The organism is Acinetobacter sp. CAU_H_S170_2 (assembly GCF_058890445.1).
Map to the genome: position 1 here is coordinate 2938421 of NZ_JBZYAE010000001.1, position 25938 is coordinate 2964358.

The window sequence follows — 25938 nt, forward strand, 5'->3', positions numbered from 1 at the left end:
AGTAGCAAAACGTTTAAAATTCTTTTGCTCGATATTAACAAGAGATGGACCCAAGCACTAGATGCATCGAATTTTCAATTAAGCATGAATTTCAGCAAATATCCACGGACGTGATGCTTTGGTCTTTTCTTCATAGGCTTTGATGTCATCTGCGACCTGTAAAGTTAAACCGATATCATCCAAACCATTTAACAAACAGTGCTTACGAAATGGATCCACTTCAAATGTGAAGGCTTCACCCGATGGTGTACGCACTTCTTGCGCATCCAAATCAATCGTCAGCTGATAGCCTTCTGTTGCTGCACATTCTTTGAAAAGTTGATCAACAATTTCTTCAGACAAAATCACAGGCAACATGCCATTTTTGAAACTATTATTAAAGAAAATGTCGGCATAGCTAGGCGCAATCACAGTACGGAAACCATATTCTTCTAATGCCCACGGCGCATGTTCACGGCTTGAACCACAACCAAAGTTCGCACGAGAAATTAAGATGCTCGCACCTTGGTAACGTGGCTGATTCAATGCAAAATCAGGGTTTTTAGGACGTTTAGAATTGTCTTGTCCCAAAAAACCTTCATCTAAATAACGCAACTCATCAAATAAATTTTCACCAAAACCCGTGCGTTTAATGGATTTCAAAAATTGTTTTGGAATGATCAAGTCTGTATCGACATTGGCACGGTCTAAAGGTGCAACGATACCTTGTTCAACGGTATATTTTTTCATGTCTATGCTCCCAAGCCCGAATTAAAATGAACGCACATCGACAAAGTGACCAGCAATCGCTGCTGCGGCTGCCATTGCTGGACTCACCAAATGCGTACGACCGCCATTGCCTTGACGACCTTCGAAGTTACGGTTAGAGGTCGATGCACAGTGCTCACCGGGTTGTAATTTGTCTGCATTCATGGCTAAACACATTGAACAACCTGGCTCACGCCATTCAAAGCCAGCTTCAATCAAAACTTTGTCTAAGCCTTCAGCTTCTGCTTGCGCTTTAACTAAACCAGACCCTGGAACCACCATGGCTTGTTTAATGGTACTTGCCACTTTTTTGCCTTTAGCCACTTCAGCCGCGGCACGAATATCTTCAATGCGTGAATTGGTACATGAACCAATAAAGACACGGTCTAATTGAATATCAGCCAATGCCTGACCTGCGGTTAAACCCATGTAGTTATAAGCACGCGTCCAATCATTGCGTTGCACTTCATCTTTGGCTTGTTCTAAAGTTGGTACAGCTTGAGTCACTGGAATCACCATTTCAGGCGATGTGCCCCAAGACACTTGTGGCTCAATCTCTTCACCTTGCAATACAACTACTGTGTCAAAATGCGCATCTGCATCCGAATGTAAGGTATTCCAATACGCAACCGCAGCATCCCACTGTGCGCCCTGTGGTGCATATGGACGGTCTTTGACATAGGCAATGGTTTTGTCATCGACAGCGACCATACCCACACGTGCGCCGCCTTCAATCGCCATATTACACACCGTCATACGACCTTCGATCGACATATCACGGAACACTTGACCACCAAATTCGATCGCGTGACCTGTACCACCTGCAGTACCAATTTTACCAATGATGGCTAAAACCACGTCTTTCGGTGTTACGCCCTGACCCAATTGACCATCAACACGCACCAACATGTTTTTCATCTTCTTTTGAACCAAGCATTGGGTTGCCAATACATGCTCCACTTCAGATGTCCCAATCCCGTGCGCCAAACAGCCGAATGCACCATGTGTTGCCGTATGAGAGTCTCCACACACCACCGTCATCCCCGGTAAAGTCAAACCTTGCTCAGGCCCGACCACGTGTGCAATGCCTTGACGCACATCATTAATGTCAAACTGCACCACATTAAAGGTTTTACAGTTGTCGTCTAAGGTTTGAACTTGGATACGTGAAGTATCATCTTCAATACCTGCAATTCCCTCTGAACGCTCTTTGGTCGAAGTTGGAACGTTATGATCAGGAGTTGCCACATTCGCACTTAAACGCCATGGTTTACGACCCGCAAGTTGTAAACCTTCAAAGGCTTGCGGAGAAGTCACTTCATGTAATAAATGACGGTCGATATAGAGTAAAGCCGAGCCATCATCGCGTTGTTTTACTAGGTGGTCATCCCACAATTTGTCATACAATGTTTTTGCTTGTTGGTTTTCGCCTGCCATGTCGATTGACTCCACTGGACTGGGTAATTCTTTCATTAAAATCGATTATAGCGACGATTTCACATAAATCTAATTTATCATTTTTATTAATTTAAAAACTTTTTGGAATTATTTTAAATTCATACCTCTTTGTTTCAATCCCTTTGATTACAAGCTCTCACTGCTGGTTTTAATTCAAGCCCTATACGCCTATTTATCAACCTATTGTAGGCCTCACAGTATATTTCCCTGCTCAGCCATGCAAGGTTTATCTCCCCCTATTTAGACCAATACTTTTGAAGCTCGCTTCGTTGATGTGAATAGAAAGACAGCGACCTATGCATAGACTAAAAGAGTGAAATCTACAGAAGCTTGTTTTCTCACGTCAAACATTCCAAACAGTCGACTGCATCGCCTTGCATTCAAAAACCCAATCATGAGCAATCAAAATTTCATTTTGACTTTATTAACGTTAATAATTACCATTTACAAATGAAAGGCATTATTGAGAGGGTATTTATCATGGCGAACATTCAGAAATTTGTAGCGAACAATCAGCGCATATTCAAAAAAACCCTAAGCTATTACATCATGCACATTACCGTGGCCATGATTGTGGCTTACTTTGTCACAGGTAACTTATGGATGGCGGTCACACTCAGCTTATTAGAACCAACCGTGCAAGCCTTCGCATTCTTTTTCCATGAACGTATTTGGGAGAAAAAGAACCGTACTACCGAAGAAAATATTCCTGCTTAAGCCCTTATATCAAGCGCCCTCTCAACTCTCAAAAGATCACATCAAGTGATCTTTTTTTATTTTAGTCCAGATCCAATAAGCTCCCATTCATTTTAAAGATCGCAATTCATATAAAATTATTTTATAATTTAATTATACTTTCATAACTAGACTACCCTTATGAATCTTGCAGCCTTCGAAGCTTTTGTAAAAGTCATGGAAACCGGCTCTATTTCTTTAGCCGCAGATCAACTCTTCATTACGCAACCTGCTGTAACCAAACGTATTCATAGTTTAGAAGAATATTTTGGTGTGAAACTGTTTGAGTCTGCGGGTCGTGGTGTACAAGCCACGCATGCCGCACATTCACTGCTGCCTAAAGTTAAAAACTGGCTCAATGAACTGGGTGACATTCACCATACCTTGAGTCATGAACAAGGCATGGTCCAAGGCAAACTCAAAATTGGCACCAGTCACCATATTGGTTTGCATCACTTGCCGAGCCATTTACGCAGCTATGTGCAAAGCTTTCCAAATGTCACCTTAGATGTGCACTTTGTCGATTCTGAGCAAGCACATGAAAAAGTACTGGCGGGTGATTTGGAGCTGGCTTTTTTAACGCTTCCACCCAAACTCGATGAGCGTTTGCAGTACGTCACCATTTGGGAAGATCCTTTAGTTTTTGTAGCAGCGCCGTTTCATCCGCTGGCACAAATGCAAAACTTACAACTCGAAGACCTGATTCAGTACCCAAGTTTATTACCTGCCTCACAAACCTATACCAGCCAAATCACCCTAGCAGAGTTTGAAAAACAAGGGCTGAAACCTAAAATCACTATGAGCAATAATCCACTCGAGTCGATTCGTATGTTGGCATCGATTGGACTGGGTTGGTCAGTGCTTCCAAAAACGATGATTAACCAAGACCTACAGCAGTTGAATGTGAAGTTCGAAATGAACCGTCAACTCGGTATGGTTTGGCATCCAGGCAGAACCCAATCTCGTGCGGTGCAAGAGCTGATTGCAATGATGAACTAAGCTTTGCAAGCATTAAAAAACCATCCACAAGGATGGTTTTTTATTTTGCGCGAGCGAATTAAGAAGCACTAATAGCAAGTGCAACCAGCCCAAGCCACATCACCAGCAAGATCAAACCTACTATGAGATTTATACCACCACGCTTTTCTAATTCAGTATGGACGCTTCCACTTCCCAACTGGCGAATCTTAGTAATCTGCTGATCGACATGATGCTTATACAAGGTATTCCCAAACATTCCAAATGCTACGGCCAAGCCAATATTTGCACCAGAACTTTCAATCCCCAAAAGTATTTCAACCATCCCTATGACCACAATTAAACCAATGGCCATAAAGCCATAAAGCCATAAAGCCATAAAGCCATAAAGCCATAAAGCCATAAAGCCATAAAGCCATAAAGCCATAAAGCCATAAAGCCATAAAGCCATAAAGCCATAAAGCCATAAAGCCATAAAGCCATAAAGCCATAAAGCCATAAAGCCATAAAGCCATAACTGTACATTTTTCGATAAAATAACCAGACCACACCTAAGAAAAAGGCGGCAATATTAAAGCCTGCATATTGTTTCTTTGGCGTGATTTTTTCAAATTGAGCTTGATAGTAAGACTCATATTTCGCACCGATAAAAAGGGCACGATCTTGTTCTAGTTGATTAACTGAAGCGACATGTTCTAAAGACGTAGAGTCAGGAAAAGTTTGATGATCGAGAGACATAAATTTCTATTTTTATCTTATTTTTATAAAGAGAGGCAAAGCTTCGACGCTCAGCCTCTTTGAGTTCTACTTACTTTTGGATGAGTGAATCTTCATGCAGGGATTCATTCAGCTGATCTACAATGATAGCCCACTCACCATCCGATTTAATTTTTTCTGCCAAAAACTGACGTTGCGCTTCAGTCCAATACTCTGCGTCAACAATCGTGGTTTGTGCATTGAGCTGATGCGTTACAATAAACAACGCGATGGCATCTTCACTCGCATCTAAACCGAGTTGCTCAAACAGGTGGGTCATTCTTGGTCGTACACTCATATTTTTCTCCACGCTTATGTTCTAATTTTTCATAGTCAAAATAGCTTTAGCCAAGGTTCAACATAGCATATTTGGTTAATTTTCCAAGATCAGCCCACCTCTAGCCCGATATTTTATTATCACTGTACGCACTTTTCATTTTTGACGTCGATGCCTTTCAAATAAATAAGACTGCCCGAAAACAGCCTTTTTAAACAACGAAGGACAGATACTTAAATCGACCAGTCTTGGATTTCCCATGCCTGCTCTTTAGCCAATGCTTCTAGGCGGTCATCTGGATTGACGGCAATGGCATGGTCAGCATATTCCAGTAAAAAGCGATCATTGATGGAATCCGAATAAGCCCAAGACTCGCTGACATCACGCCCTGCAAGCCATTGATCTAAACGCGTCAATTTGCCTTTTTGGTAGCACGGTGTGTTGATCACTTTGCCCGTGTATTTACCCTCAACCACTTCAGCATTGGTCGCAATAATTTCACTAATCCCAAACTCACGGAAAATCGGTGCGGTAATAAAATCAGAGGTTGCGGTAATGCCAACCAAAGCATGTTCAGCATCGCGGTGTTTTTCAATAGCAGCAAAACCTTCGGGACGCATTTGCGGGCGAATCACTTTGTGCATGAACAGCTCATGCAGTTCAGTAAGGTAGGCATTGTCATGTTGAGTTAAAAATTCAAATACAAATTCATTATAGGCAATCGGGTCGAGCTGCCCTGCTTTGTAGTCTTCATAAAATTTATCGTTCATGGCGCGATGGCGAACTGGGTCGACCAAGCCTTCATTCACCAAAAACTCTCCCCAAGCATGATCTGAATCGGTGTTTAACAAGGTGTGATCGAGATCAAATAGCGCCAATTTCATGAAAATACTCGTAAAAACTGAAATTTAAGAAAAAATTTGTAAATCTATCTCCGCTAGTCGATAGAAATTCGTTAAGATCATAGCAATTTTAACATTTTTAAACTTTGCTTTTTTCGAGTTGGATACAGAAATAAAAATCCCCGATCGCAAAGTCATAAATTACACAATATTTAGGTAGCCAAATGATCGATTCGGAAGGTTTCCGACCCAATGTCGGGATCATTTTGGCAAACGAGTTTGGACAAGTTTTATGGGCAAAACGCATTGGACACAATGCTTGGCAATTTCCACAAGGAGGTATCCAATATGGAGAAACCCCTGAACAGGCACTTTATCGTGAGCTGAGAGAAGAAGTTGGCTTACTGCCCGAACACGTCCAAATTGTAGCGCAAACTAAAGGTTGGCTGCGTTATCGTTTGCCGCACCGATACATTCGTACAGATTCCGATCCCGTATGTATTGGACAAAAACAAAAGTGGTTTTTACTCAAACTCACTGCTCCCGCTCAGAATATTCGTTTGAATTTGTCTGATCCGCCTGAGTTTGACCAATGGCAGTGGGTCAGTTATTGGTACCCGCTGGGGCAAGTTGTGAATTTTAAACGCGATGTATACCGCAAAGCGATGGTGGAGCTGTGCAATCAGCTCCCTCAAAAAAAGCCTTAAAAAATCTAGACGTCCTACAGATTTTTTAAGGATCTCTTGTTATAAATAAGTTGGACGCACATTATTTTTGGAGTAGACGCGATGTCGAATATGCAACTGGATACCCTTCGACGCATTGTACAAGAAATCAATGCGTCCACCAGTTTGCATGAATCACTCGACATTATGGTCAACCATGTGGCGGAAGCCATGCATGTTGATGTTTGCTCCATCTATTTACTCGACGAACGCAATCAACGTTATTTGTTGATGGCATCGAAAGGTTTGAACCCCGATTCGGTCGGCCATGTTTCACTGCATACCAGTGAAGGCTTGGTCGGTCTGGTAGGTCAGCGTGAAGAAATCGTCAACCTTGACAATGCACCGAAACATGAACGTTTTATGTACTTGCCTGAAACAGGTGAGGAAATTTACAACTCGTTCCTCGGTGTACCGGTCATGTATCGCCGTAAAGTGATGGGCGTGCTTGTGGTGCAAAACAAAGAGTCGCAAGACTTTAGTGAAGCTGCGGAATCTTTCCTCGTCACGCTCTGTGCTCAGCTTTCAGGGGTTATTGCACATGCGCATGCGGTGGGCAATATCGATGTATTTCGTAAACCGAGTAATTTACCTGCCTACAAAACCTTCCAAGGGGTACCTGGTTCCGGCGGGATTGCCTTAGGCCGTGCCGTCATTCTCTATCCCCCTGCGGATTTGGCGGCTGTCCCTGACCGTGAAGCCGATGACATCAGTGAAGAATTAGAGCTGCTAGATCGTGCCCTCACCTCAGTGCGTGATGAAATCAAATCGCTTGATGACAAAATGCAAGATGCCCTCATGGCGGAAGAGCGTGCACTGTTTAGCGTGTTCTTGCGCATGTTGGATGAAAATGCGCTGCCAGCGGAAATTAAAGAACAAATTCGTGATGGGAACTGGGCACAAGGTGCAGTGCGTATCGTCATCGATAATCATATTGATCTGTTTGAACAGATGGAAGATGACTATCTCCGTGAACGTGCCGCGGACTTAAAAGATCTCGGTCGACGGATTTTGGCCTATTTGCAAGAAGCCGACTCCAGCCACCGTGAACTTACCGATGAAAGTATTCTGATTGGGGAAGAAATCTCAACCGCAGCATTGGTTGAACTGCCAGTCGATAAAATTGCAGCCATCGTAACCACCGAAGGTGCCATGAACTCACATATGGTGATTGTGGCACGCGCACTCGGTATCCCAACCGTGGTCGGCGTGACTGAACTGCCGATTAATACCCTTGATGATGTGGAGATGATCGTCGATGCGCACCAAGGGCGCGTGTTCATTAATCCACCTCGCCGCTTACGTAGTCGCTATAAAGAAATTCAAAAAGAAGAAGAACTGATTGCCAAAGATTTAAAACAGTATGAAACCAAAGATGCCATCACCCCTGATGGTGTCGCAGTCAAACTGTTCGTCAATACTGGCTTGATGATTGATGTGGTCCGTGGTGTACAACGCGGTGCCAAAGGCGTTGGTCTATATCGCTCTGAAATTCCGTTCATGCTACGTGATCGCTTCCCAGGTGAAGAAGAACAACGTGCGATCTATCGTCAACAGTTGAGTCACTTCGCCAACAAACCTGTAGTGATGCGTACCCTCGATATCGGTGCAGATAAAGACTTGCCTTATTTCTCAATTGAGGAAGAAAACTCAGCTCTCGGCTGGCGCGGTATTCGCTTTACGCTGGATCATCCAGAAATTTTCTCTTCGCAAATTCGTGCCATGCTCAAAGCCAGTATTGGTCTCAACAACCTGCACATTCTACTGCCGATGGTAACCAGTGTCAGTGAAGTAGAAGAAGCGCTGTACTTACTAGAGCGAGACTGGGTCGCGGTGCAAGAAGAAGAACAGGTCAAAATCACCAAACCAAAAATCGGGATCATGGTCGAAGTACCGAGTGTCTTATTACAAATTGAAGAGTTTGCAGAGTTGGTTGACTTTTTCTCGGTAGGTTCAAACGACCTGACACAATACTTACTAGCCGTTGACCGTAATAATCCACGCGTTGCCAATGTCTACTCACATTTCCACCCTGCGGTTTTACGTGCGCTCACCCGCTTAGTCAAAGAGTGTCATAAGTACAACAAACCAGTCAGTATTTGTGGGGAAATGGCGGGCGATCCTTTGTCTGCGATCTTACTGATGGCGATGGGCTTCAATACCCTATCAATGAGCTCAAGTAACATTCTGCGTGTACGCAAAGCCATTTGTCATGTCCCAATGCCAGATGCGGTCGAATTGTTAGAGCGTGCCTTGAAAATGAGTAATCCACTCATTGTGAAAAGTCAGATGGAATATTATTTTAAAACACATGGTTTGGCCGACATGGTCAAATCCGCAACACGTATTGTGACAGCTTAAAGGTCTTTAAACCCAAGGAACGGACATTAAAAAAGGGAGATAATCATCTGAATATCTCCCTTTTTTGTGCTTGTCATAGCCTCGTTTTGCATTTTTCTTTCGGTCTACAAAGACTTGGCTTTGGTTGACTTCATGCATGTGTTTAGCCACGAAGTTGTGAATCACAACTTTTGGCTCAGCTTTCTTCTTTGCCATTTTTTTCACCTTGTTGATGTGATCATCTCACTGATGATGCGGTAGAAATTTTACGCCTTTTTGAAGGTATTACAAGCGATTTTGGCTGAACCTATATCCCCAGCTCATGCACTATTTTTCAATTCAATTACAGGTTAAGGCAATGCTATATTTTGCAATGCCTTTGATCCATATACTTAAAATGTCGCTTAGACATAAAACTGTTCTAACAATAAAATCATCGCAATCAACATCATCAATGCCCCTGACACTCGACTGACCACCCTAGCAGCCTGTGGGCGTGTACCCAAAACTTTTTGCGCACTAAATCCAACCAAGAAATAAACAGCCGCGCAACTCATGAGATGAATTCCCGCCAATAAAACAATTTGAGAGGTGGGCGACAAAGCCGCTTGCGGGTCGATAAAGGGCGGCAATAAAGCCAAAAATAACAACAGGACTTTCGGATTTAAGCCACTTAAATAAACCCCTCGAATGTACCATGACTTTGAAGAAGCAATGGTAACCTGATCGCTGCTAATACTCGCAGGACGCATCGACAGGCTCAGTCCCATCCACAGCAAATAAACAGCCCCAACACCCGTGAGTACTTGAAGCAATACGGGCTGACTGGTCACCAATGTGCCCACACCCGCAGCAACAATCAGTGCCGCCATCAAATGCCCTGTTAATAACCCGGTTACCGCCGGCAAGACTCTTTTGCCCTGTATCCCCGACGAAATGGCATAGGCCCAATCGATACCTGGTGTCATCACAAACAGGATCGAAACACCCCAAAATGCAATTAAAATATTCAGTGACATCCCTTTACTCTCTTATCCATCACCGTTTTGAGGTTTAATCCAATCAAAACATGATCTGTATCAAATAATTTTGAAAGGATATCCTTTAGGCTCTAAAATGTGCTTTCAAATATTTGTGCAATAACGCCTAAAAAGGGGAGCTTCTTCCACATGGATAAAATTGATAAGAAGATTCTTGCTGAACTACAAGCCGATGGTCGTTTATCTGTTACGGAGTTGGCGCATAAGGTAGGGCTTAGCCTCTCTCCCTGTCACCGCAGAGTCAAAGCCTTAGAAGATTCAGGTATTATCAAAGGCTATCGCGCACAGTTGGATATTTCCCAACTCGGCTTGAATTTCTCCACCATTGTTTTCGTGACGCTCAAAAATGGCGATAAAGATTCGGTGCAGAGTCTTGAAGAAGCGATTCTAAAAGTTCCTCAAATTGTGAAAGCGCAGCGACTTTTTGGTGACCCCGACTACTTGCTGCATGTCGTGACCTATGACTTGGAAAGTTATCAAAAACTCTATGATGAGCACTTGTCAGCACTGCCAAATGTGCAACGTCTCATCTCTACCATGGTGATGAAAAATATTATTTCCAATCGTAGCGTCTTGTTCTAACAAGACTATGCTCTAGGGTCAGCTAAACACCTGTAATTGATCTGTCTTTTTCTGAATGACCTCGCGATTTCAAGAAAATCTGTCCTGCTCGGTGTTAAAAAGTCCTTGTTAATGAATGATGTTCAGCAAAATCGAGAAGCCTCGTTTCAATAAAAAGAAAGTGGCTAGAACATATTCTAAATTGAAGCGTGAATCATATTATTTCTCACCATTTTTTTGTTTGCTTCCCTTAATAAAAGCGCTAGATTAAATCTTAATCACATACAAAATAAGAGCATCATCATGCCACTCGAAAAAGACAAAGATGCAACCATTGTGGTCAAAGATACACCTGACCAAGAAAAGTATGAGTTTCTGAAAGAAAAAATTCGTTATAAGCAAGCCTTGCGCGAAAACTCCAAAAAAATTGACCACCAAAAAGTCCGCTTGAATATCCAAGCGGATGCACTTCCAAGCAAAACCTTTTTTATTATGAATGCCTTGGCTGCTGTCATTGCAGGCTATGGACTACTGTCCAACTCGGCTGCGGTAGTGATTGGCGCGATGTTGGTTGCCATGATGCTGGGGCCGATTTCAGGCATTGCCTTGGCTTTAATTGATAACCGATGGCTGCTGTTTAAAACCGCGTTGTCGACCTTGTTACTTGGCGTTGCAATGATTTATAGCATTGGGATCATTTTAGGGCTGGTGAACTATGACCTACCTATGACCAATGAAATTTTATCGCGCACGCAGCCAACCATTTTGGATTTGATGATTGCTTTAGCAGGAGGTGCCGCAGGTGCTTTTGCCTCAGTATCCCCTCGCCTATCTGTGGCCGTAGTGGGCGTCGCCGTTGCGACAGCCTTAGTTCCACCCTTGGTGGCCAGCGGGATTTTATTTGCGCATATGGAATGGAAAAACTCAGCCAATGCGTTTTTACTGGCGGTGACCAACATTTTCGCCATTCAGATTAGCTCATCTTTAGTCCTTTGGATTGCAGGCTTTAGACGGGGTTCCACCGAAGAGGTACAGAGTAATGTCAAAGAGTTTCTCAAACGTAATGCTGTTAGCCTAATGTTCTTAGCGCTTTTAGGGATTTATCTCTCACTCAACTTTTATGCGCTGCTCAATACACGTCTGTACGAAAGCAGTACCGAGGCGACCATTAGCACAGAACTCAACCACGCCAATAATATTATTGATACCACCCAATACGATAAAAGAGATGATTTCACTTTAGTCCGTGTCTCTATCCGTGGAGATATTCCGCCTAGCCCAGCGCAAATTGCAGCACTCAATCAAAAGCTATTGCCAGACTTGAACGATAACCCAAGCATTGTTCAAGTCCGCTTTATTCCGATTGATATTATTCAGGCTGAAGACAGCCCCAACGTCAAACTCGAACAAGATGAAGCGCAAAAGCTTTCCGTACAATAACGTGCTTTAAGCCGCAAATGCTCTATGCAGCAGTCGTTCTACGTCGGGTTGTTTCATCTCAAGCATCCCGACAACCCGACCATGAAATGGACTATAACGGCTTTGAATAAAGCCATCAGCCACATAGTCTGGTGCATGCCGTTTCAGCAGAACTGCTTGTGCCAAAATCACCAAGCGGCTGACCACACTGCGCCCCATAAATTGTAGTTCTTCAGGTGTCTGTTGGAACAACTGAAATAGATTTTGCAGCTCTTGTTTCAACTGTTCATCTTGCATAGCCGTGGCGGCCAAATCTTGAAACAGAGTTTCAATCGACTCTACATCACGGCTGATAGCACGCAGCACATCCAAACACATGACATTTCCTGAGCCTTCCCAAATGGTATTGACTGGCGCTTCTTTAAAAATACGTGCCATGATGCCGTTGTCGACATAGCCATTGCCGCCAAAAACCTCCATCATTTCCCCTGTCAGCTCAACCGCACGTTTACATATCCAAAATTTTGATGCTGGGGTCATAATGCGCCTCCAGGCCACGGACTGTGCATCATCCGTTTCATAGCAGTGTGCCAAGTGGAAACTGAACTGCATTGCTGCTTCAGTTTCTAAGGCTAAATCTGCCAGTACCGCTTGCATCAAAGGCTGCTTCGCTAAATGTTTGCCAAAAGCTTTGCGCTGACGGGTATAGGCAATACATTGCACCAAAGCCTGACGCAGCATGGCAGTACTGCCGACTGAACACGTTAGACGAGTGTAATTCGCCATTTCTATAATGGTGGGAATACCGCGTCCCGCTTCCCCAATCATAATACCCCACGCCTCTTTAAATTCGACTTCTGAGCTGGAGTTACTACGATTGCCCACTTTTTCTTTTAGCCGTTGAATATGGATCGGATTCTTGGTTCCATCCTCTAGCCAGCGCGGCACAAAGAAACAGGCCAAACCATCTTGTTCAGTCTTCGCCACTACCAAATGGGCATCACACATCGGTGCAGAGAAAAACCATTTATGCCCTGTGAGTAAATAGGCTTGACCGCGCCCCGACTCTGCAACTGGCACAGCCATGGTTTCATTGGCACGCACATCCGAACCACCTTGCTTTTCGGTCATGCCCATACCCAGCCAAATCGATTTTTTCTGGCTGATCGGCACATCACATTCATCGTATTCGGTTGAAAGTAACTTATCGCCTATTTTGGCCCACAGTTCAGGTTCGCGTTGAATCAGTGGAATACTGCCCAAAGTCATCGAGTTTGGACACAAATTGCCGCATTCCACCTGCCCTGCCAAATAAAAACGCGCTGCCCACTCGGCCCATTTCGAGGATGAATTGGGCTGATTAAACGGATGTGCATGGGTATCGAACTGACGATTTAACCCCATCCATTTATGCCATGCAGGATGAAACTCGATAAAGTCTTTACGGCGCCCGCGAGCATCGAAGGCATGTAATATGGGCGTATGCCTATTGGCGAGATCGGCATAATCATAATATTCCGCAGAGCCAACGACTTTACCCATTTCTGTGAGTATTGCCTGATCCTGACTGCCATAACGAGTCAGGATTTCTTGTAAAACGTTATCGGTTTCAAACAAGTTGTAATTTTCCAGTTCATCAAACTGATTACTGATTTGATGGGTCATCCATGCCGTATTCATATCATTTTGCTCTTGTTATGCTGTGCTTTTCATTTCAGTATAGAGAAAAATTGAGTCTGCCATGTTCAGCTTTGTGCTATGAAGAATCCCGAGATCCAAGTCCGCCGCAGGCCGCGCCAATCGCGAGCCAAACTCACCCAAGAAGCTTTGCAAGAAAGTTTTGTTCGGCTTTTGCATGAGCGCCATGCACACGAAATTACCATTCGGGAAATTACCGATGTCGCGGGTGTCGGTTTGGGTACCTTTTATGAGTACTTTTCAAAGAAGGAAGATTTGGTTGCATTGACCATTCATCAGCATGTGAAAACTAATGCGGAGCAGCTAAAAAGTTATGCACAAAGGCTGATGGAGTTATCCACAAAATTAACTTTTGAGGACTATTTACAGCAAATTATTCACTTTCAGCTTGAGCAGATTCAGGCTCGACAGTTTCTTTGGGCACAGACTTTTTTGCTGGAACGGCAGATTTCAAATATTGAAAGTTACCGTAAAAGCTATGCCATGATGGTACAAATGTGGCGCAGCATTTTAGAGCCGTCTATACAAGATGATGAACAACTCAAGCATATGGCTTTAAATATGCAACGAGTGTGTTATGGCTTTGTGTCGCAGACTTTGCTGGTTGAGCCTGAGTTTGAGGAGTGGAAGGAACTTGAAAAGGATATTGTTCAAATTTTAGGAAAACTTAAGTTTGAATAAAAATAGGCGTTCTATTCATTTTCGCGCTTACATTTAAGTTTTAAATAATTGATATATATAACAATATTAAAATTAGGATCGTGTAAGCCCTATAATCTAAAATGGAATCAATATTTCAGGGTATTCCTTGGAATTTTGTATCATTTAATTCTTATGGTTTAGGGTCTGTTGACATTTACTGTTCATAATTAACCCTATAAAGGTAGCCATAAAAATATACAGGCTAAAGCAACAGAACTTTGATAATTTCTTTTGAGCTTGTCATATCGAGTAGCTATTCCTCTAAATTGCTTTAATCTACAAAACATATTTTCAACTAAATGCCTGATTTTATATAAATACCAGTCCATATGGTCATTGTTCGATTGGCTATTTGTTTTCTTTGGTATATTCGCTTTAGTCCCTGTTTTCCTGATCTGTTCACGCAGTGGTTCTGAATCATAGCCTTTATCTGCACATACCACTTTTGTCTCTTTTAAATCTAATGTTGATATTAAATCAGGTGCAACTTTAACATCATGTGTGGTTCCATCGGTAATCATGAAATCAATAGGATTGCCATGTGCATCAACAATCAAATGTATTTTTGAGGAGTTTCCTCCTACACTTTTAGAAATAGATTGATTCGCTATGCCGGCAGAATGTTGATGAGCACGTACATGAGAGCCATCAATAAAAATCCACTCCATATCGGGGCATGAGGCTAGTAATTTGAATAATCTAAGTAACTTACCGCTGCTTGACCAACGATTAAAACGTTTGAAAATAGAGTTTGAATGACCAAAACAACAAGGAATATCTCGCCACGGACAGCCTGTTCTAATTCTATAGAGAATAGCTTCAATAAAATTGCGTAAATTTGAGTTGTGGTGAATGGATAAATTACGCAGAATAACTTTCAACTTTTGCCAGTGTTGATCTGTCAGCATGGTACGAGGCATAGCGAATAGTAAAATTGGGTTTGGCGATTTGATTTTACTACTTCGCTATTTTTTTAAGCTAAAAGTGTCAACACCCCCTAATAGTTTTGTAGCTGAACCTAATTTTAAATACGGACAAAAATTTGTACTACAGGATGAGTTAACAGGAGAACCTTTAGCTAATGTATGTTATGAAATATACATGAATGGTGAAACTTTCCACGGTAAAACGGATAAAGAAGGGTTTACTCATTTTATTACTAGTGAAACAGAAGAAGAACTAGAAATAAGAATAATTTTAGAGGATCATGAACATGGCGAATAGAGTAACAGGCAGAGGAAATCCTAAAAATACTGTTTTAAAGAGTATAACTTCTAAATTACAAAAAATAGATGCAGAGATGAAAAATCAAGCTGCTACTATTATTAAAGTCGGAAGTAAAAGACTGTTAACTTCTGGTGAAATAGCTATGTCTCGCCTGATTTTTAAAGATGCAATTGATTACTCTAAGGTCTGGATACATTTAGGTGGCTTAATACATACAAAAACAGGTAATGCCATGACGCCTGCTGGGGAAATCTATTTACCGAAAGATGATTACTTAAAAACACCTGACTATAGCAAAGCTACAGGTGAAAACCGTCATTGGTTTATTCATGAAATGGTACATGTTTGGCAATATCAAATGGGAGCATCAACAGGTTGGCTTGGGATAAAACAATTATGTAAAGGAGGATATACTTCGGAGGTCAATTCTGTTGACTCGGACAATGAGTTAGAAGCCTATGACACGGACTTAGGAGGTCGAGATTTAAATAAAAAATTTCAAGATTTTAACTTTGAACAACAAGGTAGAATTATTGAGTTTTGGTTTGATGCTTGTTATTTACAAAAAGTTAATCCCAAACGGGATCATCATCAAAAAAGTTTACAATTATTAGGCTATGTTGAGAAAATATTAAGAGATTTTTTACTTAACCCCTCAAATAAAAATTTATTACCGAAATCGTGATTATGAAAAAAATAATATATAGTTTTGTAGCAATGGTGCTTATAGGTTGTAATCAGCAGAGTCGAGATCTTAATACAAAAATTATTAATGATAATTTATGTCTTTTCACGAATGAATCTAAAGATTATGGAAAAGATAATTTTCTAGTTCATTTTGCAAAAATTGACTTTTCTAAAGAATATAGAAGTGAATATGAAAAATCTTACTCAAAAACAGACTTACCTATTAGTGAAAAAAATTGTATAGCTATCCCATTAGATAAGTTAGAAAAAAATTTAGCTTATACAATTACTTTAAGCACTATTAATAAGTCATTTAACTCTCAAATTTGTATTTTAGAAAATAACAGCGGTATTAGTATTAAACAGGTAGAGGCTGGAAAAAGCACATGTGAATAACTCCTATCGCATTAATTCACTTTAAAATTAACATAATTCACGCCATACAAAAATAATACAAAATTTAATAATATCAATATATTGAAATAAAAAACCGTCCTTAAGGACGGTTTTTTATTTCAATTAAACTACTTCACGTCAAAACGGTCTGCATTCATTACTTTTACCCAAGCAGCAACAAAGTCTTTTACAAATTTCTCTTTGTTGTCATCTTGCGCATACACTTCTGCATATGAGCGTAAAATCGAGTTCGATCCAAACACTAAGTCTGCACGTGTCGCCGTCCATTGGGTTACCCCTGTCGCACGGTCTACAATTTCATAACGGTTTTTACCCACAGGTTTCCAATTATATTTCATATCCGTTAAGTTGACAAAGAAGTCATTGCTGAGTACACCCACACGAGCCGTCAAGACACCTTCTGGTGCACCTGCATAGTTTGTGCCGAGTACACGCATACCACCAACTAACACCGTCATTTCAGGCGCAGTTAAACCGAGTAATTGTGCACGGTCTAACAACATTTCTTCAGGCTGTACGCTGTAATCTTCTTTGACCCAGTTACGGAAACCATCATGCTTAGGGAGTAAATCTTCAAAAGAATACACATCTGTTTGCTCTTGAGTCGCATCACCTCGTCCTGCAAGGAATGGAACTTTGATATTCACACCCGCAGCATGCGCCGCTTTTTCAACGGCTGCCGTACCGCCCAATACAATCAAGTCCGCAATAGTGACTTTTTTCGCCAGACCCGCCTGAATTTCTTCAAGTTTCGCCAAAACTTTAGCTAAACGCTCAGGCTCATTGCCCACCCAGTCTTTTTGTGGTGCAAGACGAATACGCGCCCCATTGGCGCCACCACGGTAGTCGGAACCACGGAAAGTCCGAGCACTATCCCAAGCAGTATTAATCAATTCAACCGAAGTTAAACCGCTATTCAGCAACTTCGCTTTTAAGTCTTCAATTTCAGCTTCAGACAAAACATAATCGACCGATGGAATTGGGTCTTGCCAAATCAGATCATCATTCGGTACATCTGCACCTAAATAGCGGGATTTTGGTCCCATGTCACGGTGAGTGAGCTTATACCAAGCACGCGCAAACACTTCAGACAAGTAAGCTGGATCTGCATAAAAACGCTCTGAAATTTTGCGGTATTCAGGGTCCATTTTCAGCGCCATATCAGCATCAGTCATCATTGGGTTGCGGCGTACATTCGGGTTATGTGCATCAACAGGTTTATCTTCCTCTTTGATGTTAATCGGTTCCCATTGTTTCGCACCCGCAGGACTGGTGGTTTTTTCCCATTCATAAGTGAACAACAGATAGAAAAACTCGTTATCCCATTTGGTCGGGTGTGTGGTCCAAGCCCCTTCTAAACCACTGACCATGGTGTTCGCGCCATTGCCTGAACCTTCTGAGTTATGCCAACCGAGACCTTGGAATTCTACATCCGCGCTTTCGACATCTGCCCCTAATTTTTCGGCTTTACCATTTCCGTGCGCTTTACCTACGGTGTGACCACCCGCAGTGAGTGCTACGGTTTCTTCATCATCCATTCCCATACGGTCAAAAGTAACACGCATGTCTTGTGCAGTACGAAGTGGATCTTGGACGCCATCAACCCCTTCTGGATTGACGTAGATTAAACCCATTTGTACCGCAGCTAATGGATTTTCAAGCGATTTACGGTCTTGGTCATTGGCATAGCGGTTTGCCGTTGGTGCCAGCCATTGACGCTCTTCACCCCAGTAAATGTCTTTTTCTGGTGCCCAAATATCTAGACGACCACCACCAAAGCCAAAGGTTTTCAGGCCTGCTTCTTCATAAGCTACTGTGCCTGCAAGAACGATTAAATCGCCCCATGAAATTTTGTTGCCATATTTACGTTTGATTGGCCAAAGTAGGCGACGGCCTTTATCGGTGTTGACGTTATCAGGCCAACTGTTGAGGGGTGCAAAACGTTGGTTCCCTGTGTTAGCGCCGCCACGTCCATCTTGTTTACGGTAGGAACCCGCCAAGTGCCATGCGGTACGTACAAACATCCCAATGTAGCTGCCGTAATCAGATGGCCACCATTCTTGGCTGCTGTTGATGAGTTCACGGAGATCTTGTTTCACCGCTTCTAAATCCAATGATTTGAATGCGGCTGCATAGTCAAAATCAGGATCCATCGGGTTGGTTTTTTTATCGTGTTGCGACAGGATGTCGAGATTGAGCGCATTCGGCCACCAATCAGAATTATTGGTGCTGGCTAAACTCGTTTGTCCACCATCTTTCTGGTGAAATGGACAACCTGATGCTTGCATATTTTGTGTCATGTCGAGCTCCAAATTTGATCATCAAATTATGATTATCATGAACCGTTTAAAGTAATTATTACTGTTCTAACATAGCCCCTTTTGATGACAATCTAAAGCGAGTTTTACGAATAAAAACAATCGGATTCTTCTATGTAAACATTTAAGAAATAAAGAATTTTAACTTTTCAACAAGATAAGATCCGATGAAAACACAGCAAAAAGAAAGGCTTTTTATGCGAGGTTGATGGGCATTTTCAATTGAGTTTATCGATTAAAACTTAGACAACCCTTACCAGCAATGAGCGCGGCTCAGATTGAGTAAAAATTAAACAAAAAAGGCATACTTTCGGTTTTTAGATTTTATTTGAAAGATACTTTGGTGATGTCCTTATGGTCTCGGTGATGACTGTTTTGCCAGCCATCACCTGATCTTATACTTAAAGCGTTTGCGTTCATTACACGCTTAAACGTCGACCTTCTCTTAAGCAGACAAATGGATTCATCAGCTTCGAGCTATTTTTCATCGCCACTTTCAAGTCAATTTCAGGTTGTTCACGACTTTCATCGGTCAGCTGAAAGGTACGATAGTGAATGGCCATCGAACATTTGGCATGCAGGTCTTTATGTGCTTGAAAAGCATCTTGCGGATTCATATGCATATAGCGCATGAGCTCACGCGGTTCATACGCCCCGATGGGCAGTAATGCAATTCGCGGTGCGCCAAAACGCTGATGCAGCTCTTTAAAGTGCGGTGAATAACCCGTATCCCCCGCAAAATAAGCATAGTCAGCGCCACAGTGAATACTAAACCCGCCCCATAACGCACGGTTTTGATCACGCAGCCCACGGCCAGAACCATGCTGTGCTGGGGTATAGACCAGTTTTAAATCATGCAGACGCGCCGACTGCCACCAATCCATTTCCAGCACTTGTAAGTGCTTGGGTAAATACCATCCATTGCCCAAACCTGTGTAAATGGGCATGGCGAAACGCTCATACAACCAGTTCAGACTGGCAATATCCATATGGTCATAGTGGTTGTGGCTCAAAAGCACTGCATGGATGGTCGGTAAATCTTCCAAGGCAATGCCAGCAGACATAACACGGCGAGGTCCCCGACCTTGCTTCGGACTGACATGTTCCGCCCACACAGGATCGGTCAATAAGTTATACGGCCCAATTTGAAGTAATACCGTGGCATGACCCACAAACCAAACCTGCCAATCCTTTAAATCGGCATGGGGCCGATCTTGCGGCAGGCTTTTTTTATCAGCATGAAAGTGCGCATACTCTTGCGCCAAATCCACATTCCATGTCGAAGATTTACGCTTAATCAACCATTTCACCAAGTCGCCTCGGCTACGGCCCTCAGGTCGACGAACCGAATTGACAAAGCGAGTCCCGTTATAATGGTCGGAGTGTAGAAACTGAAATTCGGGCTGTCGCCATGTATGGGACATGGTATTTTCAGTCGGAATTTGATAATGGAGTTCAGTTGATTTTGGCTTCATTTAACGTCGTTATCTTTATTGCAATACACCAGTAACAGGACCAGTTTTGAAAACTGACCTCTACCTTAACCTATTCCAAGCGTCCTTGCATTCGCTCTAACCACACTTTTTTTGATTGCGGCTTCACAAAGAGTGCCACAATTTCAGGATGTTTTTGTTTAATTTTTACTTCAATTCGATTAACACACGCTTCTATCTCATCGGTAGTGAGGTGATCTTCAAATTCTACACTCAACGAGGCCAAAACCTGCTTGGCACCCATTTGCTCGGTCAGTAAGCCGTTGGCCGACAGTACGCCTTCATCGTCTTGGGCAATTTTTAAGATATTTTGACGTACATGCAGGTCTGCGGTCTCACCGAGCAGCAAACCTTTGGTTTCTCGTGCCAAAAGAAAAGCGGACACCGCCAAAACCAGCCCAATCAGAATGGACGCCACTCCATCCAGTGCAGGCATATTTAAACGATGTGCCAAATAAATACCGAGAAAGGCAATCAACAGCCCAATTAATGCAGCAGAGTCTTCAAACAGAACGGTAAACGTGGTGGGGTCTTTACTGCGACGAAAGGCCTCAAAATAACCTTGCTGACCTTTCGCCGTACGAAACACTTTCAGAGCAACACACCATGAAATACCTTCACTTACAAATGCAAAGCCAAGTACAACATAATTGATGGTCGGGTTTAGAATAGGTTCAGGGTGCAAAATGTGCATGATCCCATTGTACATAGACACCAATGCCCCTAAGGCAAAGACCATAAGAGATACAATGAAGGCCCAAAAATATAGCTCTCGCCCGTAGCCAAAAGGATGATTAAAATTGGCAGGTTTATTTGACTTCTTCAATCCATATAACAGTAAAATTTCGTTTAAGGTATCCACAACAGAGTGAATCGCTTCACTCAACATGGCAGAGCTATTGGTCAGATAAGCCGCAATAAACTTTACTAGCGCAATGGCTAAATTCCCCAACAGCGCGGCATAGACCACCAGTTTATTTGAATCTGCCATATCGATTTTTAGCCCGTATGTTCAATTAAATTATATTTATGTTTTTATCATATCCAATTTCGGCAAAACGCAACTGTATTTTTATGTAGTTCACCTCCCCTGATTTTCAGGTGATTGGTATGAACTATTTTCAATATTTAATTAATACCTTTTAGCAATTATTAAAAAAGTTATTTCGTATAGAAAAGTCTTAAGACTCAACCCAAGATCATTTATTTTCTAAACAATTGAATCATCTTCACGGCATCATTGTTTATCGATTATACTTTACGGCAGTCATGGTAAGACATTTTTTGGATTAGTCAGTGGGTTATTTATATGGAACTTAGACACCTTCGCTATTTCATTACTGTTGCTGAAGAACTGAACTTTAGTAAAGCAGCACTGAAACTTTATACCGCTCAACCCTCATTAAGTCAGCAAATCAAAGACCTTGAAGAAGATGTCGGCGTACAGTTACTGTATCGAACCAAGCGAAAAGTTGAACTCACAGAAGAAGGTGCTGTTTTCCTTGAACAAGCTCGTCTCACACTAGCTCAGGCAGACAAAGCGGTGGCTATGGCACGTCAAGTGTCACAGGCCAAACAGCAGATGCTCCGCATTGGTTTTGTCCCTGTGGCGGAAATGAAAATCTTTCCTTATGTACTGCCCAATTTACGAGTACAAAACCCAGAGTTAAAAATTGAGTTATTCAGTATGAACAATACTGAACAACTGCGTTTGCTGAAAAAAGGGGAGCTGGACATTAGCTTTACGCGAAATAATGTCCATAGTGATGAAATTGAAAGCCAGTTTGTACTGCGTGAACCACTCATTTTCCTGTTGCCAAAAGACCATCCTTTAGCCCAATACGAGCGAATTCCGGTTAAAGCATTAGATGGCATTGATTTTATTATTCCCGCAGCCGAGCAGTCAGAGACTTTACACCAGACCATTTTAGAATTTGCCAAAGCTCATAATGTCGAATTCAACATTGTGCAAAAAGCGGACAATATTCTATTCAATATCAATGCGATTGGCTTGGGGCTCGGCTGTACAATTTTACCTGGTTATGTTGCGCCACTTAGCATGAACAACACGGTAATTCGTCCACTTGAGGTTGAGCTGCCGTATTTGGATCTGTATGTGAACTATCGTAAAAATAACAGCTCACTGGCAGTGACTAAATTTATAGAATTACTGACTCGGGTATTTTATTTGGATATTAACCGCGAATAACTCCGCAGTGAGTCCTGATTATTCATCTCATTCGGCGCGCCACTATTTTCTGAATAAATAGTTACGCGCCTTTCTCATAGAACTATACGCTGTAAGACAAGCATATTTGCACCCTTATGTTTTTAAGCGATGTCGATGACATCTCGCTTTTTCATTTTGCATTCTTTTTAATCTAGGATAGGCTAAGAAAAACAGGCTTTTGTCAAGTTCCCTACAGCTGAAGTCCGAACACAGACTGGTACTGAAGTAGATCTTGTGACTTTAGCTGCACGAAAAAAATAAAACGAAGAAGGAGAAAATTATGCCAGTGCCCACTTTGCAGCGTTTAAAAACAGCAATGAAATTTCGCCCCTTCTTTTTCATTAGTTTTTTGCTGACTGCTGTTTTTTATACGCTGCTGAATACATTTACCGACTGGTCTTGGTCGACCAATTTATTGATCAGTTGGAATATTGCCGTCTCAAGTTATTTAGTCAAAACCATGACCACCCTGTGGTCTGTTGACCATCGGCACATTCTGCAACATGCACAGCAGCAAGATGCCAGTAAATGGATCATTCTACTGTTGGTCATCCTGACTTTGCTCATGTGCTTAATTGCGATTGTATTAGAATTGACTCATCTTCCGAATGACCCAACCATCAAATACGGGCACTTGGCGCTGTCCTTACTCACCATTATTAGCGCATGGTTCTTTATGCATACCGTATTTGCCATTCATTATGCGCATGATTATTATCTGGCTCTCGCAGACCAACAAGATGCAGGCTTAGACTTTCCCAAAACGGCTCAACCAACCTATCCCGACTTTTTATATTTTAGTTATGTGATTGGTACTTCTGCGCAAACCGCGGATGTTTCCATTACTTCGCGTTCAATGCGTATTCTGAATATTCTGCATATTATTTTAGCTTATGGTTTTAACACCTCAATTCTCGCCATTAGTATCAATGTCGCAGCAGGTTTTATCACGCTTTAAACGTTTTTTTATTTATTGGTCATCCTCTCAAATGACAACCATCCAATATAAAGGCGATGATTGAAGTCCTTTCAACGACAACATCACAAAAAAAAGCCCCATCAAAGAGCTTTTTCAAATCACAAATCCAAAAGTTAAATGAAACGTTCATTCGCCTTAAAACATACTAAAGACAAAAGCTTTAAAGATGATCGACCCAAAACAGGCAGGCTCACTCTGACCATCTTCCACAGGTTATATATTTAGACCACTCAAGTTAAATCACTTGTTTAAGGTCAACATATTGTAATAAATGCTGCTGCAAGCTCGGCACATCATCAGCGATGGCTAAAGGTTGATATTGTCTGAGCGTTTCAGGTGTGTGCACCCCATAGCTCACCCCGATTCTCGGCATGGCAATATTACGCGCCATTTCTAGGTCATAACTGGTATCACCGACCATAATCGCGCGTTCAGCAGACACACCCGTTTCAGCTAAAATTTCTTCCAACATCAAAGGATGCGGTTTGGACTTGGTTTCACTTGCAGCACGTGTTGTCACAAATAGTGCTTGGCTCTGTGTTTGCACCAATACTCGATCTAAGCCTTTACGACTTTTACCTGTCGCCACTGCTAACTGTAAACCCGCTTCACGTAAGCCATTCAACATATCGGCTACGCCGTCGAACCAGACATCACCTTTCGAGTTCGCCACATAATGCTCGGCATAGCATTGCAGAATCTCTGTATGTAGCTCAGGCACTTGAGGAAATAATCGCTGCGCGACTTCTGGCAAACCTAAACCAATAATACTTTTTGCAGCATCAGCAGTTAAAGGCTGTGCAAATTGCTGCGCGGCAAACAATAAACTCGCCACAATCTGCCCCACTGAATCAAATAAAGTTCCATCCCAATCGAAGATAATCAGTTCTACAGGTTTGTTCATGCTGGGGTTCCAATATTTACTTTTATAAAGTCAATTTACACGATGCATTTGCTACACGATGGCGAAAAGGATGTCGCCGTTGAGCTGACTTGCACTTCGCTTTAAAGCAGTGCTTAAAGCGCGTTCAGGACTTCCATCAGCTCAACAAAAGATTTTTGTTACTTTTCATCTTTGAAAAGCAAAGATGACCAATACAGCATCCTTTTAAATTAATCACAACCAACAAAAGTCATGGCTTTATCACTTCTCCCAAAATGAAAGGGAAAAGACTTAGTCCTTCTTTTGTGCTCTTAACTGCGCCACAATACTCTGCATATCTTCAGGTAACGGCGCTTCAATCGGCGCATAACCAGGAATGTCTAAACGCATTGCATGCAGACATAAACGACGCGGTTTCGGTCCTTTATATTCTGTTTCATGACCATATTTATCATCACCGACCAATGGATGACCAATGCTTAAACCATGCACACGAATTTGATGGGTACGCCCTGAAAGTGGCGATGCGTAGACTAAGGTTGCATGCATAAAGCGCTCAGCCACATTCCACTGCGTTTTAGACTCTTTACCTTCACTCGACACACGCACACGACGTTCACCATTGGCCAGTTCATAACGGTGTAAAGGTGCATCAATTAACTGCTTGTCTAAACTCACCACACCTTTGACAACAGCGGCGTAAGTTTTCTTAATTTTGTGTTCACGCAACATGTCTTGCAAACTTTTTAACACACTACGCTTTTTAGAAATCATCACCAAACCTGAGGTATCACGGTCAATACGATGAATCAGTTCTAAATATTTCTTACCTGTTGCCGCACGTAAACCTTCAATCAGACCATAAGCCACGCCACTGCCGCCATGTACGGCAATGCCAGAGGGCTTATTGACGACCATCAAGCCCTCATCTTCATACACCACACGGCTGAGTAAACTCTGTGCTACTTTGTCAGAAACAGGCGCCGCATTTTCATCTTTTTGTTCATAGCGAATTGGTGCCACACGAATCTGGTCACCAATAGACAACTTAGTTTCTGCTTTTATACGCTTTTTATTCACGCGAACCTGACCTTCACGAATCAGGCGATAAATACGACTTTTAGGCACACCTTTTAAACGGCTAAATAAAAAGTTATCAATCCGTTGCCCTGCTTGATGCTCGTCCACTTCAAACCACGTCACGTTTTGCCATTGTTGGGTAGAATTCATACAGTTACTGCGACCTAAAAAATACGGAATTTGAATAAAAAATGACCATTTAGGCTATGCTTTACACAAGAAAGACTAGCTTAGCCCATAGGCAGATGGTACAAGGTTTGATATAGTCAGCGCACGGATACCACCATAAGTGAGTCAAAAGCTTAATCATTTCAATTTTAAATTGAATAGTTAAGAAAATAACTCA

26 protein-coding genes and 1 pseudogene are annotated in these 25938 nt (G+C 42.2%); 12 read left to right on the forward strand and 15 right to left on the reverse strand.

Going from position 1 to position 25938, the window contains the following annotated elements; translation table 11 throughout:
* Positions 1-78 precede the first annotated feature (78 nt).
* Together leuD and leuC are read right to left on the reverse strand one after the other, a co-directional pair.
* Positions 79-729 carry a 3-isopropylmalate dehydratase small subunit gene (gene leuD, locus AC5EUN_RS14435; protein WP_159153396.1) on the reverse strand — a complete coding sequence of 217 codons (651 nt, stop codon included), beginning with the start codon at positions 727-729 and terminating at the stop codon, positions 79-81.
* A 21-nt stretch (positions 730-750) separates the two neighbouring features.
* A complete protein-coding gene (gene leuC, locus AC5EUN_RS14440) occupies positions 751-2184 on the reverse strand; it encodes a 3-isopropylmalate dehydratase large subunit (protein WP_159153405.1) in 1434 nt (477 codons plus the stop codon).
* A 501-nt stretch (positions 2185-2685) separates the two neighbouring features.
* On the opposite strand from leuC, the gene AC5EUN_RS14445 reads away from it, so the two are divergent.
* Positions 2686-2922, forward strand: coding sequence for a DUF2061 domain-containing protein (locus AC5EUN_RS14445; protein ID WP_004692541.1), 237 nt, complete (start codon positions 2686-2688; stop codon positions 2920-2922).
* A gap of 159 nt (positions 2923-3081) precedes the next feature.
* A complete protein-coding gene (locus AC5EUN_RS14450) occupies positions 3082-3939 on the forward strand; it encodes a LysR family transcriptional regulator (RefSeq protein ID WP_004692542.1) in 858 nt (285 codons plus the stop codon).
* A gap of 58 nt (positions 3940-3997) precedes the next feature.
* Here AC5EUN_RS14450 and AC5EUN_RS14455 read toward each other — a convergent pair whose 3' ends face one another.
* The 4 genes from AC5EUN_RS14455 to AC5EUN_RS14470 form a co-directional block, all read right to left on the reverse strand.
* Entirely contained in the window at positions 3998-4273 is a 276-nt protein-coding gene (locus AC5EUN_RS14455; RefSeq protein ID WP_493352401.1) for a hypothetical protein, read from the reverse strand.
* Positions 4258-4656, reverse strand: coding sequence for a hypothetical protein (locus tag AC5EUN_RS14460; RefSeq protein WP_493352402.1), 399 nt, complete (start codon positions 4654-4656; stop codon positions 4258-4260). The genes AC5EUN_RS14455 and AC5EUN_RS14460 overlap by 16 nt, the downstream gene beginning before the upstream one ends.
* A gap of 70 nt (positions 4657-4726) precedes the next feature.
* The gene (locus AC5EUN_RS14465) at positions 4727-4972 is read right to left on the reverse strand and encodes a DUF2789 family protein (protein ID WP_159153398.1); all 246 of its coding nucleotides are present in this window, start codon (positions 4970-4972) and stop codon (positions 4727-4729) included.
* Positions 4973-5184: 212 nt separating this feature from the next.
* Positions 5185-5835, reverse strand: coding sequence for an HAD family hydrolase (locus AC5EUN_RS14470; RefSeq protein WP_159153399.1), 651 nt, complete (start codon positions 5833-5835; stop codon positions 5185-5187).
* Between the two features lie 182 nt (positions 5836-6017).
* Between AC5EUN_RS14470 and AC5EUN_RS14475 the strand changes: the two genes are divergently transcribed.
* Together AC5EUN_RS14475 and ptsP are read left to right on the forward strand one after the other, a co-directional pair.
* Positions 6018-6500 carry an RNA pyrophosphohydrolase gene (locus AC5EUN_RS14475; protein ID WP_004692547.1) on the forward strand — a complete coding sequence of 161 codons (483 nt, stop codon included), beginning with the start codon at positions 6018-6020 and terminating at the stop codon, positions 6498-6500.
* 81 nt (positions 6501-6581) lie between these two features.
* Complete coding sequence (gene ptsP, locus AC5EUN_RS14480; RefSeq protein ID WP_004978924.1) at positions 6582-8879, forward strand: phosphoenolpyruvate--protein phosphotransferase; 2298 nt, start codon at positions 6582-6584, stop codon at positions 8877-8879.
* Between the two features lie 6 nt (positions 8880-8885).
* Here the strand turns inward: ptsP and AC5EUN_RS14485 are convergent, their stop codons facing one another.
* Both AC5EUN_RS14485 and AC5EUN_RS14490 read right to left on the reverse strand, forming a co-directional pair.
* On the reverse strand, positions 8886-9074 hold the full coding sequence (locus tag AC5EUN_RS14485) for a DUF7230 family protein (RefSeq protein WP_010325835.1): 189 nt from the start codon (positions 9072-9074) through the stop codon (positions 8886-8888).
* 188 nt (positions 9075-9262) lie between these two features.
* Positions 9263-9877: a LysE family translocator gene (locus tag AC5EUN_RS14490; protein WP_159153400.1), complete on the reverse strand. Its 615-nt coding sequence runs from the start codon at positions 9875-9877 to the stop codon at positions 9263-9265.
* Positions 9878-10027: 150 nt separating this feature from the next.
* On the opposite strand from AC5EUN_RS14490, the gene AC5EUN_RS14495 reads away from it, so the two are divergent.
* Positions 10028-10480 carry an Lrp/AsnC family transcriptional regulator gene (locus AC5EUN_RS14495; protein ID WP_004978918.1) on the forward strand — a complete coding sequence of 151 codons (453 nt, stop codon included), beginning with the start codon at positions 10028-10030 and terminating at the stop codon, positions 10478-10480.
* A gap of 282 nt (positions 10481-10762) precedes the next feature.
* Positions 10763-11899, forward strand: a complete 1137-nt coding sequence (locus tag AC5EUN_RS14500; protein WP_159153401.1) for a DUF389 domain-containing protein — start codon at positions 10763-10765, stop codon at positions 11897-11899.
* A gap of 6 nt (positions 11900-11905) precedes the next feature.
* On the opposite strand, the gene AC5EUN_RS14505 is transcribed toward AC5EUN_RS14500, so the two are convergent.
* Positions 11906-13558, reverse strand: coding sequence for an acyl-CoA dehydrogenase family protein (locus tag AC5EUN_RS14505; protein WP_159153402.1), 1653 nt, complete (start codon positions 13556-13558; stop codon positions 11906-11908).
* Positions 13559-13636: 78 nt separating this feature from the next.
* On the opposite strand from AC5EUN_RS14505, the gene AC5EUN_RS14510 reads away from it, so the two are divergent.
* Positions 13637-14257: a TetR/AcrR family transcriptional regulator gene (locus tag AC5EUN_RS14510; RefSeq protein WP_148826800.1), complete on the forward strand. Its 621-nt coding sequence runs from the start codon at positions 13637-13639 to the stop codon at positions 14255-14257.
* A gap of 175 nt (positions 14258-14432) precedes the next feature.
* Here AC5EUN_RS14510 and AC5EUN_RS14515 read toward each other — a convergent pair.
* Positions 14433-15198: pseudogene (locus AC5EUN_RS14515) on the reverse strand (IS5-like element ISAba31 family transposase).
* Here AC5EUN_RS14515 and AC5EUN_RS14520 point away from each other — a divergent pair.
* Genes AC5EUN_RS14520 through AC5EUN_RS14530 form a run of 3 tightly spaced genes read left to right on the forward strand, consistent with a single transcriptional unit; the run spans position 15185 to position 16588 of the window.
* On the forward strand, positions 15185-15502 hold the full coding sequence (locus AC5EUN_RS14520) for a hypothetical protein (RefSeq protein WP_256733017.1): 318 nt from the start codon (positions 15185-15187) through the stop codon (positions 15500-15502). The pseudogene AC5EUN_RS14515 and the gene AC5EUN_RS14520 overlap by 14 nt on opposite strands.
* Complete coding sequence (locus AC5EUN_RS14525) at positions 15492-16190, forward strand: zinc protease (protein ID WP_159152996.1); 699 nt, start codon at positions 15492-15494, stop codon at positions 16188-16190. The genes AC5EUN_RS14520 and AC5EUN_RS14525 overlap by 11 nt, the downstream gene beginning before the upstream one ends.
* On the forward strand, positions 16187-16588 hold the full coding sequence (locus AC5EUN_RS14530; RefSeq protein WP_326942888.1) for an NF045616 family extracytoplasmic (lipo)protein: 402 nt from the start codon (positions 16187-16189) through the stop codon (positions 16586-16588). The genes AC5EUN_RS14525 and AC5EUN_RS14530 overlap by 4 nt, the downstream gene beginning before the upstream one ends.
* 128 nt (positions 16589-16716) lie before the next feature.
* On the opposite strand, the gene katG is transcribed toward AC5EUN_RS14530, so the two are convergent.
* The 3 genes from katG to AC5EUN_RS14545 form a co-directional block, all read right to left on the reverse strand.
* Positions 16717-18909: a catalase/peroxidase HPI gene (gene katG / locus AC5EUN_RS14535; RefSeq protein WP_159152995.1), complete on the reverse strand. Its 2193-nt coding sequence runs from the start codon at positions 18907-18909 to the stop codon at positions 16717-16719.
* 437 nt (positions 18910-19346) lie between these two features.
* The gene (locus AC5EUN_RS14540) at positions 19347-20402 is read right to left on the reverse strand and encodes an MBL fold metallo-hydrolase (protein ID WP_493352403.1); all 1056 of its coding nucleotides are present in this window, start codon (positions 20400-20402) and stop codon (positions 19347-19349) included.
* Positions 20403-20472: 70 nt separating this feature from the next.
* Positions 20473-21411: a cation diffusion facilitator family transporter gene (locus AC5EUN_RS14545; protein WP_159152993.1), complete on the reverse strand. Its 939-nt coding sequence runs from the start codon at positions 21409-21411 to the stop codon at positions 20473-20475.
* A gap of 318 nt (positions 21412-21729) precedes the next feature.
* Between AC5EUN_RS14545 and hcaR the strand changes: the two genes are divergently transcribed.
* Together hcaR and AC5EUN_RS14555 are read left to right on the forward strand one after the other, a co-directional pair.
* Positions 21730-22629 (forward strand): DNA-binding transcriptional regulator HcaR, encoded by a 900-nt coding sequence (gene hcaR / locus AC5EUN_RS14550; RefSeq protein ID WP_058868857.1) that lies wholly within the window; start codon positions 21730-21732, stop codon positions 22627-22629.
* A gap of 301 nt (positions 22630-22930) precedes the next feature.
* Positions 22931-23608, forward strand: coding sequence for a DUF1345 domain-containing protein (locus tag AC5EUN_RS14555; protein ID WP_058868856.1), 678 nt, complete (start codon positions 22931-22933; stop codon positions 23606-23608).
* Positions 23609-23864: 256 nt separating this feature from the next.
* Here the strand turns inward: AC5EUN_RS14555 and AC5EUN_RS14560 are convergent, their stop codons facing one another.
* On the reverse strand, positions 23865-24533 hold the full coding sequence (locus AC5EUN_RS14560) for an HAD-IA family hydrolase (protein WP_058868855.1): 669 nt from the start codon (positions 24531-24533) through the stop codon (positions 23865-23867).
* Positions 24534-24803: 270 nt separating this feature from the next.
* Positions 24804-25742, reverse strand: a complete 939-nt coding sequence (locus AC5EUN_RS14565; protein ID WP_004692575.1) for an RluA family pseudouridine synthase — start codon at positions 25740-25742, stop codon at positions 24804-24806.
* Positions 25743-25938 lie beyond the last annotated feature (196 nt).